General features: G+C 74.6%; 13 protein-coding genes. 9 read left to right on the plus strand and 4 right to left on the minus strand.

Annotation, left to right across the window (positions count from 1 at the left end; translation table 11 throughout):
* Window positions 1-88 precede the first annotated feature (88 nt).
* Entirely contained in the window at window positions 89-328 is a 240-nt protein-coding gene (locus AB0F18_RS25150) for an SHOCT domain-containing protein (RefSeq protein ID WP_362064338.1), read from the plus strand.
* Between the two features lie 551 nt (window positions 329-879).
* On the opposite strand, the gene lysA is transcribed toward AB0F18_RS25150, so the two are convergent.
* Both lysA and AB0F18_RS25160 read right to left on the minus strand, forming a co-directional pair.
* Window positions 880-2214: a diaminopimelate decarboxylase gene (gene lysA, locus AB0F18_RS25155; protein WP_362064340.1), complete on the minus strand. Its 1335-nt coding sequence runs from the start codon at window positions 2212-2214 to the stop codon at window positions 880-882.
* Window positions 2215-2230: 16 nt separating this feature from the next.
* Entirely contained in the window at window positions 2231-2590 is a 360-nt protein-coding gene (locus AB0F18_RS25160; protein WP_362064342.1) for an SAV_915 family protein, read from the minus strand.
* 265 nt (window positions 2591-2855) lie between these two features.
* Here AB0F18_RS25160 and AB0F18_RS25165 point away from each other — a divergent pair, with 265 nt between their 5' ends.
* From AB0F18_RS25165 to AB0F18_RS25175, 3 genes are read left to right on the plus strand one after another with little or no spacing between them, the layout of a single operon-like run.
* Window positions 2856-3809, plus strand: coding sequence for an oxygenase MpaB family protein (locus AB0F18_RS25165; protein ID WP_362064344.1), 954 nt, complete (start codon window positions 2856-2858; stop codon window positions 3807-3809).
* A complete protein-coding gene (locus AB0F18_RS25170; protein ID WP_362064346.1) occupies window positions 3791-6187 on the plus strand; it encodes a tetratricopeptide repeat protein in 2397 nt (798 codons plus the stop codon). Before AB0F18_RS25165 ends, AB0F18_RS25170 begins: the two co-directional genes overlap by 19 nt.
* Window positions 6184-7776, plus strand: coding sequence for an NAD(P)/FAD-dependent oxidoreductase (locus AB0F18_RS25175; RefSeq protein WP_362064348.1), 1593 nt, complete (start codon window positions 6184-6186; stop codon window positions 7774-7776). The genes AB0F18_RS25170 and AB0F18_RS25175 overlap by 4 nt, the downstream gene beginning before the upstream one ends.
* A gap of 15 nt (window positions 7777-7791) precedes the next feature.
* Here the strand turns inward: AB0F18_RS25175 and AB0F18_RS25180 are convergent, their stop codons facing one another.
* On the minus strand, window positions 7792-8247 hold the full coding sequence (locus tag AB0F18_RS25180) for a nitroreductase family deazaflavin-dependent oxidoreductase (RefSeq protein ID WP_362064350.1): 456 nt from the start codon (window positions 8245-8247) through the stop codon (window positions 7792-7794).
* Between the two features lie 172 nt (window positions 8248-8419).
* The gene (locus AB0F18_RS25185; RefSeq protein ID WP_362064352.1) at window positions 8420-9586 is read right to left on the minus strand and encodes an FAD-dependent monooxygenase; all 1167 of its coding nucleotides are present in this window, start codon (window positions 9584-9586) and stop codon (window positions 8420-8422) included.
* An 80-nt stretch (window positions 9587-9666) separates the two neighbouring features.
* On the opposite strand from AB0F18_RS25185, the gene AB0F18_RS25190 reads away from it, so the two are divergent.
* The 5 genes from AB0F18_RS25190 to AB0F18_RS25210 all read left to right on the plus strand — a co-directional run bounded on the left by AB0F18_RS25190 (window position 9667) and on the right by AB0F18_RS25210 (window position 13572).
* A complete protein-coding gene (locus tag AB0F18_RS25190) occupies window positions 9667-10326 on the plus strand; it encodes a TetR family transcriptional regulator (protein WP_362064354.1) in 660 nt (219 codons plus the stop codon).
* Between the two features lie 51 nt (window positions 10327-10377).
* Window positions 10378-11004 carry a class I SAM-dependent methyltransferase gene (locus AB0F18_RS25195; protein WP_362064356.1) on the plus strand — a complete coding sequence of 209 codons (627 nt, stop codon included), beginning with the start codon at window positions 10378-10380 and terminating at the stop codon, window positions 11002-11004.
* 79 nt (window positions 11005-11083) lie between these two features.
* The gene (locus tag AB0F18_RS25200) at window positions 11084-11467 is read left to right on the plus strand and encodes a VOC family protein (RefSeq protein ID WP_362064358.1); all 384 of its coding nucleotides are present in this window, start codon (window positions 11084-11086) and stop codon (window positions 11465-11467) included.
* 224 nt (window positions 11468-11691) lie between these two features.
* Entirely contained in the window at window positions 11692-12120 is a 429-nt protein-coding gene (locus tag AB0F18_RS25205; protein WP_362064360.1) for a DUF6234 family protein, read from the plus strand.
* A gap of 120 nt (window positions 12121-12240) precedes the next feature.
* Window positions 12241-13572, plus strand: a complete 1332-nt coding sequence (locus AB0F18_RS25210; RefSeq protein ID WP_362064364.1) for an AMP-binding protein — start codon at window positions 12241-12243, stop codon at window positions 13570-13572.
* Window positions 13573-13662 lie beyond the last annotated feature (90 nt).

Below are 13662 nucleotides of genomic sequence, written 5' to 3' on the forward strand. Positions count from 1 at the left end.
GGCCGTTCCACGGCCGCCGCCCCGTCGACCTGGCAGGTGTGAGATGTACTGGAACGGTCATGGCATGGGTGCCTGGGGTTGGTTCGCGATGTCCCTGACGACACTGATCATCTGGACCTTGATCGTCGCCGTTGCTTTCCTCGTGATCCGCTCCCTCAGGCGGGACGGCACGGGCAGCTCCACCGCTCAGGCCCCGCGACCCGCCGGCGGCAACGAGGCGGAGCGCCTCCTCGCGGAACGGTTCGCCCGGGGCGAGATCGACGACGAGGAGTACACACGGCGGCTCGGGATACTGCGCAAGCACGGCTCCTGGCCCACGATGCCCTGAGAGGCGCGGACCGCCCCACCGGGACCCCTGGCGGGCGCCATGCCGGGGTGGTTCCATGGAAGGGCGGAAGGAGTCCTTTACGAGGATGCGGAGAAGCGGCCCCCGTGCCGCGCACCGCACAATCGGGTTCCGCGAGAAGCGGGCGGGCTCTTTCCGCCCTCTTCCCTGCCCGGCCGCCCGCCCCCCGGGAGATCGCGTTCCTCCCTGACGTCGCGTCATCAAGGGCGCGTCAAGGATCGGTGAACGAACGGAAGGAACACGTCAAGGGTGTCAGGGGGGCGGTCGGGGCGGCAGCAGACTGGAGGGGCGATGGAGCGGAATGGCAGTTCCGCGGCGCGCGCCGAGGGCGGGGGAACGAACCCCGTCCGAGGGTCGCGGCATCCGGCCCGTGGGGGGCCCGGAGCGAGGCGACCGAGCGCCGGTCACCCGTCGCGCATCACATGAGCCGTCCGGTCTTCCGGTGTGGGGATACCGGGGCCGGACGGCTCACGTGTGTCGGGGGCGCCGCGTCCGGGAGTTCCGGGGCGGTGGCGGCCGCGCCGCCGGCGGCCTCAGCCGCCGATGTCCCGGCTGCGGAAGTCGTCCAGCGTCTCGCGCCTCACCAGCACGCGCGCCGCGCCCCCGTGAACGGCGACCACCGGCGGCCGGCCGACCATGTTGTAGCCGGAGGCCATGGACAGCTGGTAAGCACCCGCCACCGGGACGGCCAGCAGGTCCCCGGGGTGCACGTCCTGCGGCAGTTCGGCGTCGACGGCCAGGACGTCGCCCGCCTCGCAGTGCCGGCCCACGACCGTGGCCGTACGGGAGCCCGCCGTGGAGTGCCGGCCGACCAGCCGGGGCGCGTAGCGCACCCCGTACAGGGCCGGCCGCGGGTTGTCGCTCATCCCGCCGTCCACGGCCACGAACACCTTCCCCCCGGAGTGCTTGACGGAAAGCACCCGGTACAGGGCCACCCCCGCCGGCCCGGCGATCGCCCTCCCCGGCTCCAAGATCAACCGGGGCACCGGCAGCCCGGCGGCCGCGCAGCGCCCCGCCAGCGCGGAACGCAGCTCCCGCGCCAGCGCGGTGAGGTCCAGGGCCGGCTCGCCGGGCCGGTAGGCGATGCCGTGCCCGCCGCCCAGGTCCAGCTCGGGCAGGACGACCCCGTGCGCCTCGTGCACGGCGGCCATCAGCTCCACCATGCGGCCCAGCGCCACCAGGTAGGAGTCCACCGTGCTGATCTGGGAGCCGATGTGGCAGTGCAGCCCGGCGAGTTCGAGCTGGGGCTGGCCCAGGATCCGGGCGACGGCCTGCTGGGCGCTCCCGTCGGCGGCGGACAGCCCGAACTTCTGGCCCTCCGTACCGGTACGGATCTTCTCGTGGCCGCCCGCCGCGACGCCCGGCACCACCCGCACCAGCACCCGCTGGTGCCCCTCGGGGCCGACGGCGGCCGCGATGCGGGCGATCTCGGACGGGCTGTCGATGACGATCCGGCCCACCCCGAGCCGCAGCGCGCAGGCGATGTCCCGGGGTGACTTGGCGTTGCCGTGCAGCACGATGTGCTCGGGCGGGAACCCCGAGGTCACGGCCAGCTCCAGTTCCCCGGCGGAGCACACGTCCAGACCCAGGCCCTCCTCCCGCACCCAGCGCACCATCGCACGGGAGAGGAACGCCTTGGCGGCGTAGAGCACCTCGGCTTCGGGGAACGCGTCCCGGTAGGTGCGGCAGCGCCCGCGCACCTCACCCTCGTCCAGCACGTAGACGGGGGTGTCGAACCGCTGGGCGACCTCCGCCAGCGACACCCCGCCGACGGCCAGGCCGCCGTCCGGGAGCCGGGCCGTGGAGGCGGGCCAGACACTGAGGTCGTCGGCGCCGGCCGCGACCTCGGAGAGTACTTCGGCGGTCATGACGGTTCCGGCTCCTTCACACGGCCTTGGCGGAGATCCCGGAGGCCGCGCCCGGTACGGCGGCTGCCCGCGCGGGCCCCTCCGGGGCGGCCACCGGGGCCGTCAGGGTCGGGTCGACGGTCAGCGGCGCGGCCCCCAGCGGCTCGGCCAGCGCCCGCAGCGCCGACTCGGAGAGCCGGATCCAGGGGTGCCCCGCCCCGAGCGTGGCCGCGAGCCGCCGCGCACTGGTGAAACCGACGGCGGTACGCGCGCCCAGCGGGGTGCGGAACAGCCGCACCACCACCTCCCCGGCACCCGGCCGGACCGGGACGAACAGGAGTCCGGCCGGGACGCGTTCCTCGGGCTCGGGGTCGTCGTCGTACTGGAACAAACACATGGGGCCCTCCCAGGGGATCCACGGTGACGAACGGGCTGACGGGGCCCCGGGTCGCGGGGAGGCGGTCCGGGGCGTGCCACCGAAGCTATCCCCGGGGGCGAGCGAAGGCCGACGGCCCATGACGGGACCTTGACGCCGAGCGGCCCAGTCCTGACGGGCCGCTGACACCGGCCGCGCCGACGGCGTACGGCCGTTTCGCGCCGGACCGCGTCGGGGGAGGTCGGATCCGCGCCCGGCTGGGTAGGCTCACCGCGGGAGGCGGGCGATGAGCGGAGCTCCGTACGAGGGCGCCGACCCGGGACTGTACGGACCCGGGTCCGTCACCTGGCAGTGCCACGGCGACCCGGTCATGTGGATCGCCGGCGTCCGTGCGCTCTACCTCCAGGCCCTCCACCCGCGCGCCGTCCGCGGGGTCGTGGAGAACTCCGCCTTCGCCGACGACGCCTGGGGGCGGCTGCTGCGCACCGCCGACTTCGTCGGCACCCTCACCTACGGCACCACCGAGGCCGCCGAGCGGGCCGGAGCCCGGGTCCGCGCCATCCACGGCCGGCTGTCCGCCACCGACCCGGACACGGGGGAGCGCTTCCCCGTCGACGACCCCGAACTCCTTCTGTGGGTGCACTGCGCGCAGATCGACAGCTTCCTCCACATCCTGCGCAGATCGGGTGTTCCCCTCACCCACGCCCAGGCCGACCGCTATGTGGACGAGAACCGGGTCAACGCCCGCCTCGTCGGCCTCGATCCGGCCGGCGTGCCCGCCGACACCGCACAGCTCGCCGCGTACTTCGAGCAGGTCAGGCCCCGGCTCGCCGCCGGGGCCGACGCCCGCGCCGTCGACGACTTCCTGCGCTCCCCGCCCGTTTCCCCGCTCCTCGTGCCTGGCCGAAACCTGCTGTGGCGTCCGCTCGCCGGACTCGCCTACGCGAGCCTCCCCGGCTGGGCGCACCAGTTGTACGGCCGCCCCGCACCACCCTCACGCACGGTCACCAGACACCTGCGTCTCACGGGCCGCGCGCTGCGCACCATTCCCGCAGGTCTACGCTGGCAGCTGCCTCCAGGTCACATCTTGAGAGCGATGCGCCGACTGGGCCCCGGGAGCCGCCCCTCCGCGTACACACTGCGTAAGTCAGCGGCCATACTGGACCGGCTGGGGAGGGCGCGATACGACGACGGGCACGATGACGGGGGCGGCTTTAAGACATGGCGGAGTCCAGACTGATCCAGGGCCGGTACCGGTCACTCGATCTGATCGGGCGCGGCGGCATGGGCGAGGTGTGGCGCGCCCGCGACGAGTCGCTGGGCCGGCAGGTCGCGGTGAAGTGCCTCAAGCCGGTCGGCGCCGAACAGGACGCGCACTTCACGCAGGTGCTGCGCGAGCGCTTCCGCCGTGAGGCGCGCGTCGCGGCCTCGCTCCAGCACCGGGGCGTCACCGTCGTGCACGACTTCGGCGACGACAGCGCCTCCGGCGGCCCCCTCTACCTCGTCATGGAGCTCCTCGAAGGGCGCAATCTCAGCCAGCTGATGGAGGAGAACGAGGCGCGCCCGCTCCCCGTCGACGTGGTCCTCGACATCGCCGAGCAGATGGCCGCCGCCCTCGGCTACACCCATGACCAGGGCGTGGTCCACCGCGACCTGAAGCCCGCCAACATCATGCGGCTCACCGACGGCACGGTGAAGATCTGCGACTTCGGCATCGCCCGCCTGGCCGCCGACATCGGCTTCACCGCCAAGCTGACCGGCGGCGGCATGGCCATGGGCACTCCGCACTACATGTCGCCCGAGCAGATCGCGGGGGGCGAGGTCGACCACCGCAGCGACCTGTACTCCCTGGGCTGCGTCCTGTACGAGATCGCCACCGGGGCCCCGCCGTTCGACCTCGGCGACTCCTGGTCCGTGCTGGTCGGCCACCGCGACAACGCGCCCATGCCGCCCCGCGACCACCGGCCCGAGCTGCCCGAGTACTTCGAGCGGATCGTGCTGGACCTGCTGGCCAAGCGCCCCGAGGACCGGCCCGGCGACGCCCGCCACCTGCACCGCCGGCTGGTCGACGCCCGCTCCGGCGCGTCCCTCCCGCCGGCCCCGCTGCCGGCCTGGGCCGCGGGGATGACGGCCGGCCGCAAGGCGGGCATCGACGCCCGGCCGGCCAGCGGCGAGTGGGCCGTGCTCACCGGCTCCTGGACGGCGGCCCGCCGCCCCACGGGCGACCACCCGGTGCCGCCGACGGGCGACCACCCACTGCCGCCCGTCGGTCACCCCGCGGCCGAGGGCAGCCACCCCGCGGCGGGGGACGGCCACCCCGTACCCGGCGGCAGCCACGTCCCGGCCGGGGGCGGGCACCCCCTGTCCGGCGGCGGGCATCCGCCGACCGGGCCGGTGCCCGGCACGGCCCTCGCACCCGCGTCCGGCACGGCGTCCCTGCCCCTGTCCGGCCACCCGGCCGTACCCGGCTCCGGCCACCCCGCCGCCCCCGGTACGGGCGGCTACCCCGTCGCGCCCTGGGACGGCGGGTATCCCGCCGCTGCCGATGGGTCCGGGGAGCAGCGGATCCTGCGGCCCGCCCCCGCCGACGACCCCCGGCTCACCGCCGCCTCCGGGCCGGCGGCGGTCCGTACGCACGCCCCGACCGACCCCGGCCGGCCCGACTCCCTCGACGCCGGCCACATCCGGGCCTTCGCCCTCAGCCGGGCCGGCCGGCCCGAGGAGGCCCTCGCCGTGTACGCGGCCGTGGCCCAGGGGCGGGCGCGGGTGCTCGGCCCCGACCACGCCGACACCCTGGCCGCCCGTCAGGAGGAGGCGTACGAACTCGGCCGGCTCGGCCGCCACGGCGAGGCCTACGAGATGTACCGCGCGGTGCTCGCCGCCCGGATCCGCACCATGGGCCCGCGCCACCCCGACACCCTGCGCTGCCGCCACAACCTGGCCTGCGCCCTCGGCGCCCTCGGCCGGCACGCCGAGGCCCACGAGGCCGCCGCCGCGGTGGCGGCCGACCGCACCGACGTGCTCGGCCCCGAGCACGTCGACACGCTCCTCACCCGCTACGAGGTCGGCTACGCCCTGGGCCGGCTCGGCCGCTGGAACGAGGCCCTGACCGTTTTCCGCCAGGTCGCCGCCGCCCGTGAGCGCGTCCTCGGCCGGGACCACCCCGACGCCCTCGCCGCCCGCTACGAGACCGGCATCGCCCTCGGCCGCACCGGCCGCGCCGCCGAGGCCCTCGACCTGTTCCGGGCCCTGGTCCGCGACCGCACCCGGGCCTACGGCGCGGCCGACCCCGAGACCCTGCGGGCCCGGCACGTCCTCGGCGTCAACCTCGGCCGCCTCGACCGCTGGGAGGAGGCCGTCGCCGAATCCCGCGAGGTGGGCGCGGCCCGCGCCAAGGCACTGGGCGCCGAACACCCGGACACCCTGGTCAGCCGGCGGGAACTGGCCGTCGGGCTCGGCCGCCTCGGCCGCTGGGACCAGGCGCTGCCCATCTACCGGGAGCTGTCCGGGATCCGCGAGCGCTCCCTCGGCGACGAGCACCCCGACACCGTCCTCGCCCACGCCGACGAGGCCCACTGTCTGGAGCGGCTGGGCCAGGTGTGTTACCAAGAGCCATGACCGCCAACGCAGGCTCCTCGGGTTTCGCGCACGACGTCTACGACACGGTGATCGTCGGAGGCGGCCACAACGGCCTCGTCGCCGCCGCGTACCTGGCCCGCGCGGGCCGTTCGGTCCTGGTCCTGGAACGGCTCGGGCGCACCGGCGGCGCCGCCGTCTCCACCCGCCCCTTCACCGGGGTCGACGCCCGGCTCTCGCGCTACTCCTACCTGGTGTCCCTGTTCCCCGAGAAGATCGTCCGCGATCTGGGGCTGCGGTTCCGGGTGCGCCGGCGCACGGTGTCCTCGTACACGCCCTTCGAGCGCGACGGCCGCCCGGGCGGACTCCTCGTCGGCGGCGGGGAAGACCGTACGCGGGAGTCCTTCGCGCGGCTCACCGGCTCCGACCGGGAGTACGAGGCCTGGCGCGCCTTCTACGCCACCACCGGCGAGGTGGCCCGGAAGGTCTTCCCGACGCTCACGGAACCGCTGCCCACCCGCGCCGAGCTGCGGGCCCGCGTCGACGACGAGCAGGCCTGGCGGATGCTGTTCGAGGAACCGCTCGGCCGGGCGGTGGAGCAGCGCTTCGCCGACGACCTGGTCCGCGGCGTGGTCCTCACGGACGCCCTGATCGGCACCTTCGCCGACGCCCACGACCCCTCCCTCGCCCAGAACCGCTGCTTCCTCTACCACGTCATCGGCGGCGGCACCGGCGACTGGGACGTGCCCGTCGGCGGCATGGGCGCCCTCACGGACGCGCTGGCCGCCGCCGCCCGCGAGGGCGGCGCGGAGATCGCCACCGGGCACGAGGCGCTGCGCATCCACACCGACGGCACCTCCCCGGCCGAGGTCACCTTCCGGACGGCGACGGGCGAGGGCAGCGTCGTCGGACGCACCGTCCTGGTCAACGCCTCCCCGAGGGCGCTGGCCGAACTCCTCGGCGAGGCCCCGGACATGGCCGCCCCGGCCCCCGAAGGGGCCCAGTTCAAGGTCAACATGCTGCTGCGCCGGCTGCCCCGGCTGCGCGACGCCTCGGTGGACCCCCGCGAGGCGTTCTCCGGCACCTTCCACATCGCCGAGGGGTACGAGCAGCTGGGCCGCGCCCACGCCGAGGCCGCGGCCGGTGAACTGCCGTCCGTACCGCCCTCGGAGATCTACTGCCACTCGCTGACCGACCCCTCGATCCTCGGACCGGAACTGGCCGGGCAGGGCTGCCAGACGCTGACCCTCTTCGGACTGCACACCCCGGCCCGGCTGTTCGAGAAGGACAACCGGCAGGCGCGCGAGGTCCTGCTGACCGCCACCCTGGCCCAGCTCGACGCCCACCTCGACGAACCGCTCACCGACTGCCTGGCCTTCGACGCCGACGGCCGCCCCTGCATCGAGGCGAAGACCCCGCTGGACCTGGAGCAGGAACTGCGCCTGCCCGGCGGGCACATCTTCCACCGGGACCTGTCCTGGCCCTACGCCGAACCGGACGGCGAGGCGGGGCGGTGGGGCGTCGGGACCGCCCGCCGCAACGTCCTGCTGTGCGGGGCGGGGGCGGTCCGCGGCGGCGGGGTGAGCGGGATCCCGGGACACAACGCGGCGATGGCGCTGCTGGGCGGCTGACCCCAGCGGCCGCCGTCAGTTCGGCCGGACCGGTTCGACGACCACGATCGGGATCGCCCGGTCGGTCTTGGCCTGGTACGCGTCGTAGTCGGGCCATTCCGCGACCATCAGCGGCCAGTACGCGCCGTGTTCCTCGGCGGTCGCGGTGCGCGCGGTGCCCTGCATGACCTCCGGTCCGACCTGGATGCGGACCTCGGGGTGGGCGGTCAGGTTCCGGTACCACAGCGGGTGCTCGGGGGCGCCGCCCTTCGAGGCGACGAGGAGGTAGCGGCCGTCGGTCTCCCCGTAGATCAGGGGGGTCCGTACGGGGTTGCCGGAGACCCGTCCCACGGTGGTGAGCAGGAGGGTCCGGGTGCCGCGCCAGTGGTGGCCCTCGGCCCCGTTCGAGTCGAGGTACTGCCGGAGGTGGTCCAGCTGCCAGGTGCCCGGCCTGGGGTCGGCGGGGTTCTCCCAGTCGATCTCGGTCGTCATCTCGTTCTCCCTGCGTTCGTAGGAACGGTCAACTGAACAGCCAACTGAACAGCCAACTGAACGGCCAACTGAACGGCCAACTGAACGGCCAACTGAACGGTCAACAACTTCGACAACGAGCCTCAACGCCCCCGGGCACGGCGCGCATTCCGCCCCGCCTCGTTCGGCCCTCCTACGCCGCGCGCCCGGGCAGGGCGAAGCCGTTGAACAGGTCGTCCAGCGCGCGCAGCGAGGCGCGGGCGGGCACGGCGCGGAAGGCGAGGTCGCGCGCGGCGACGGCCAGCGGGTGCCCGAGGGCGGCGACCCGGCCGGCCCGGCGGGCCCGGACCCGGATGGCGTCGGTACGGGCGAGGCGGGCCCGGGTGTAGGCGGCCAGGGCGGCCGGCACGTCGGGGCGGGTGAGCAGGTGGGCCAGGACGACGGCGTCCTCGACGGCCTGGCAGCCGCCCTGCCCGAGGTTGGGGGTCATGGCGTGCGCGGCGTCGCCGATCCAGGCGGTACGGCCGTGGTGCAGGCGGGGGAGCGGGGCGGCCAGGTCGTACAGGTCGTGCTGGAGCACCTGCCCGGGGTCGATCCGGTCCAGCAGGGCGGGGACGGGGTGGTGCCAGGTGCCGAAGCGGCGCAGGAGTTCGGTGCGGACGTCGGTGGGCCGGTACCCCTCGGGGACGACGGCGGTGGCGTACACGTAGAGCCCGCCGCCGGCGAGCGGAACCGTCCCGAAGCGCCGGCCCCGCCCCCAGGTCTCGGCGGCCTCGATGCCCTCGGGCGCCGCCCCGGCGGGCAGGACGGTGCGCCAGGCGGTCTCCCCGCTGTAGTGCAGGCCGGGGTGGTCCGGGAAGTGGCGGCGGCGCAGCGGGCTGTGGATGCCGTCGGCGGCGACGACGGCGTCGGCGGTGAGGTCCCCGGCGGCGGTGCGGACCAGGGCGAGCCCGCCGGCCTCGTCCACGGCGGTGACGGCGGCCCCGTACCGCAGGACGCCCTCGGGGAGCTCGGCCGCCAGCGCGGCGGTGAGCTCCGCCCGGTGCAGGGCGAGCGGGGCGCGGCCGTAGCGGGCGGCCAGGGCGGCGGGGTCGGCCCGGTTGAGCCAGGCGCCGCCGGGGCGGCGCAGGCCCATCGCCACGGCGGCGGCGCGGCCGGCCCCGGGGGCGGGGTCGAAGCCGATGGCGTCGAAGGCGCGCAGGGCGTTGGGGGCGAGGACGATGCCCGCGCCGACCGCGGTGGGCCCGTCCGCCCGCTCGCACACGGTGACCTTCCATCCCTGGCGGGTCAGGGCCAGGGCGGCGGTGAGCCCGCCGATCCCGGCCCCTGCGACGACGGCGTGGCGCTGGCGTACCGGCATGGCACTGCCTCCTGCGGTTCGAGGGCGACCCTCTACATCCGTAGAGGCCTGGGCTCACTCTACAGCTGTAGAGTGACCTCATGTCCACCCCTGAATCGGCATCCGCCTCCACACCCGCTTCCACGTCCGCCTCCTCGCCCGCCTCCGATACCGCTCCGGACCGCAGGACGCTGATCGCGGACACGGCGATCGCCCTGGTCGCGGCCGGCGGCCTGCGCGGCCTCACGCACCGCGCCGTCGACGGCGCCGCAGGGCTCCCGGCCGGCAGCACCTCGTACTACTTCCGCACCCGGACCGCCCTGATCGCCGCCTGCTACCGGCGCCTCGCCGAACTGAACCTGGCCGACGGCCCGTTGCGCATGCCGGCCGACCGGGACGAGGCCGCGCAGGGGCTCGGAGCCCTGCTGCACCACTGGCTGACGGAGGGCCGCACACGCCAGCTGGCCCGCTTCGAGCTGAGCCTGGAGGCCGCGCGGAACCCGGAACTGGAGCCGGACCTGCGCGAGGCGGGCCTCGTCGTCCGGGCGCGCGCGGCCGCCGTCCTGGAGGCCCTGGGCGCACGGCGTCCGCAGGAGTGCGCCGAACTGCTGGCCGCCTGGACCGACGGCCTCCTCTACGACCGCCTCGCGGGCGCCCTGGCCCACGTCCGCCCGTCCCCGGACCCGGCCGAACTCACCGCCACCGTCCGCCGCATGCTCGACGCGGTACTGGACGCCCCGGACCCGGGCTCGTTCCCCTGAGGCGGCGAAAAGCGGTCGCGCTCCCGAGAGAAGTGTCCGTAGCGTGCGCGCGTGAGCGTTGAAGATCCGAAGGAAGTGGTCCGGCGCGGGTACGACGTGCTCTCGGCGCACTATGAGCGGGCATTTGGCAGCGAGACGAAGTACGGACCGTGGATCGAGGAGTTGCTCGGACGGCTCCCCGGGGCAGGCGCCGTCCTGGACATCGGTTGCGGCACCGGCGTTCCCGTAGCGCGGTCCCTGGTAGCGGCGGGTCACCGCGTGACGGGCGTCGACATCAGCGAGGTCCAGATCCGCAGGGCCCGGGAGCTCGTACCGGGGGCCGACTTCATCCGGGCCGATGCCACGTCATTGGAGCTCCCCCAGCGGAGCTTCGACGCCGTCGTCTGCTTGTACGCCCTGATCCATGTTCCCGTGGAGGAACAGCCGGTTCTGCTGGAGCGGATGGCTTCCTGGCTCCGGCCGGGAGGGTGGTTCCTGACCACCACCGGGCATCGGGTCTGGACCGGGACCGATGAGAACTGGCTCGGCGGTGGGGCCGCGATGTGGTGGAGCCACTCCGACGCCGCCACGAACCGGGCATGGCTCGTGCGGGCCGGCTTCGAGGTGGTCCACGAGGAGTTCGTGCCCGAGGGCGACAGCGGCCACGTCCTCTTTTGGGCTCGGTGCTCGCCGGGATGACAACGGCGGGCCGAAGGCAACAGAGAAGGGGACATGGCCCCCATGTCTCTTTGCGTGAGCTCCTCTAAGCTCTCCCCCCATGATCGCTGAACTGCAGTGCGTGGTGCTCGACTGCCCGGACCCCCTCGAACTCGCCCGCTTCTACGGGGCGTTGCTGGGCGGCGACGTCAACCGCCCCGACCGCCGCTGGACCTGCGACGACCACTGGGCCACCCTCCACACCCCCACCGGCGCCGTCCTCGCCTTCCAGCGGGTAACCGACCACCGGCCGCCGCGCTGGCCCGACCCCGCCCACCCCCAGCAGGCCCACCTGGACCTCGCCGTCCCGGACCTCGACCAGGCCCAGTCCCAGGTCCTCACCCTCGGCGCCACCCTCCTCGACGCCACCCCGGACTCCCGGGGCTGGCGCATCTACGCCGACCCGGCGGGCCACCCCTTCTGCCTGATCCGACACACGGTCTGACCCCAGCCTGGTCGCGCCGACGGGCCGGTTCGAGTTGGTCTCTCCACGACGCGACCTCGGGTACGGGAACGCCCGCTACGCTGACGGCAAAGTAGGCCATCGCGTCAGGCCAGGGGCGCCAATCGTTCGAGTTGCGTCACGTGCTGCGCATCTCACTCGGGTCTGCAGGAGCCTGAGTACGCGTACTCATGTGCGCCCGCGAGCCGTCCCGGCAGGGTGGTGGTATGACACGCGTACCGCTCGGACCTCCGCGCCGTCGGCACTGGCCGTGGTCCCACAGGACCCCCACCGGCGCGGACGTCACCGTCGCCGTCCTGTTGTTCCTGCTCGAAGCCGTCGTGTTCGTCCTCGGCGTCTTCGGGCACGGGATGGAGGCGTGGGCCGCTCAGGGGGACAGGGAGCGGATCGAGGCGGCGGAACTCGCGAGCCTGGCCTGGCAGTCCCACTTCCTTCTCGTGCCGGTCGGCGTGGCCGTCATCGCGATGGTGTCGCGTGCCCGCTGGACGGTGGTGTCCCAGCTGCTGGCCGCCGCGTTGGTGGCGGCCCTCCTCGTCCTCGCCCGGCACGACTACGAACGCTCCCACCCTGTTCCCGCCCCGCGTCCGGGCCCGGAGTACGTGCCCTGCTACAGCGGTAGCGGCCGGTGCAACTGACGGTTGGACGTTCCGCCGAAACGGACCGGGGTCCGTGGTCGCGACGGCGCATTGCCCCGGTGGGGAGCGGGGGGGCTTGGCTGGTCGTGATCAAGGGGGAGAGGGAGACACGTGACACCGATGCTCGACGGCTGTACGCCCTGGCCGGAGGAGTTCGTCGACCACTACTGGGCGGTCGGCCACTGGCAGGGCAACACCCTGGACAACCTGCTGCGCGGCTGGGCCCTCCAGTACGGGCCGCGCACTGCGCTCGTGCACGGCGGCACGCGCCTCACGTACGCGCAGCTGAACCGGCGCGTCGACCGGATGGCCGCCGGGTTCCGGGGGCGGGGGCTGCGGCCCGGGATGCGGGTCGTGGTGCAGCTGCCGAACGTGCCCGAGTTCGTCGTCACCGCGTTCGCGCTGATGCGCGCCGGGCTGGTCCCCGTGTTCTGCCCGGTCTCGTACCGTGGGGCCGAGGTGCCCGAGATCGTACGGCTCACCCAGGCCGTCGGCTACGTCGGCCCTGCCGTGTACGAGGGGTTCGACCACACGGCGATGGCCGCGGACATCGCGGCCCGGTGGCCCTTCCTGCGGCGGGTGTTCACCTATGAGGCGCCGGGCACGGAGTCCCCGTTCGGCGGACTCACCACCGACCCGTCGAACTGCCAGTACGCCCCGCTGGGCTCCCTCGACGCCCCGCCCGAGCCCGCGCTGCCGCTGAGCGCCGGCCAGGTGGCGTTCCTCCTGCCCTCCGGGGCCACCGGGCTCGTCCCGCGGACCCACAACGACTACGCCTACCAGGCGACGGCCGCCGCCGCGCTGCCGGCGCTCACCGAGGACGACGTCTACCTCGCGGCGCTGCCCGCCGAAGCCGACCTCGCCCTCGGCGCGCCCGGCATCGTCGGCGCCCTGTCCGCGGGCGCCGCCGTCGTCCTGGCCGACGGTCCGGACCCCGACGTATGCCTGCCGCTGCTCGCGCGGGAGCGGGTGACCGTCACCTCGGTGAGCCCCGGCACCGCCCGGCGGTGGCTCGACGCCCTTCCCGCCGCCCGGCCCGCCCCCTCCGGCCTGCGCCTCGTGCAGATCGCCGGTGCGCACCCGGACCGGGAGACCGCCGAGCGGATCGGCACGGAACTGAACTGCCGCGTCCAGCAGGTCTTCGGCCTGCCCGAGGGCCTGCTCGTGCTCACCCGCCCGACGGACCCGGACGGGTCCGCCCTCGCCACGCACGGCCGCCCGCTCTCGGCCGACGACCAGATCCGCGTCGTCGACGCCGACGGCAAGGACGTTCCCGACGGGGACACCGGCGAACTCCTGGCCCGTGGCCCGCACACGGTACGCGGCTACTACCGCGACCCCGACCGCGACGCCCGCGCCTTCACCCCCGACGGCTACCTCCGCACGGGCCACCTCGCCCACCGCACCCCGGACGGCGACCTGGTGGTGACGGGTCGCCCGGACGGAACCTAGGGTCTGTCGTCAAAGTCCCGTCTGCCCCGCGGCGTCTGGCACGCACTCTCGCCGCACCGGGCGCAAGACCGAGTACGCCCAGTACGAGGT

Origin of the sequence: Streptomyces sp. NPDC029216 (assembly GCF_040648015.1) — a bacterium.
Taxonomy (GTDB): Bacteria; Actinomycetota; Actinomycetes; order Streptomycetales; family Streptomycetaceae; genus Streptomyces.

Bases quoted from the DNA above. Each gene is read 5' to 3' on its own strand.
- AB0F18_RS25150 (WP_362064338.1), top strand. From the start codon at position 89: ATGTCCCTGACGACACTGATCATCTGGACCTTGATCGTCGCCGTTGCT.
- lysA (WP_362064340.1), bottom strand. From the start codon at position 2,214: ATGACCGCCGAAGTACTCTCCGAGGTCGCGGCCGGCGCCGACGACCTC.
- AB0F18_RS25160 (WP_362064342.1), bottom strand. From the start codon at position 2,590: ATGTGTTTGTTCCAGTACGACGACGACCCCGAGCCCGAGGAACGCGTC.
- AB0F18_RS25165 (WP_362064344.1), top strand. From the start codon at position 2,856: ATGAGCGGAGCTCCGTACGAGGGCGCCGACCCGGGACTGTACGGACCC.
- AB0F18_RS25170 (WP_362064346.1), top strand. From the start codon at position 3,791: ATGGCGGAGTCCAGACTGATCCAGGGCCGGTACCGGTCACTCGATCTG.
- AB0F18_RS25175 (WP_362064348.1), top strand. From the start codon at position 6,184: ATGACCGCCAACGCAGGCTCCTCGGGTTTCGCGCACGACGTCTACGAC.
- AB0F18_RS25180 (WP_362064350.1), bottom strand. From the start codon at position 8,247: ATGACGACCGAGATCGACTGGGAGAACCCCGCCGACCCCAGGCCGGGC.
- AB0F18_RS25185 (WP_362064352.1), bottom strand. From the start codon at position 9,586: ATGCCGGTACGCCAGCGCCACGCCGTCGTCGCAGGGGCCGGGATCGGC.
- AB0F18_RS25190 (WP_362064354.1), top strand. From the start codon at position 9,667: ATGTCCACCCCTGAATCGGCATCCGCCTCCACACCCGCTTCCACGTCC.
- AB0F18_RS25200 (WP_362064358.1), top strand. From the start codon at position 11,084: ATGATCGCTGAACTGCAGTGCGTGGTGCTCGACTGCCCGGACCCCCTC.
- AB0F18_RS25205 (WP_362064360.1), top strand. From the start codon at position 11,692: ATGACACGCGTACCGCTCGGACCTCCGCGCCGTCGGCACTGGCCGTGG.
- AB0F18_RS25210 (WP_362064364.1), top strand. From the start codon at position 12,241: ATGCTCGACGGCTGTACGCCCTGGCCGGAGGAGTTCGTCGACCACTAC.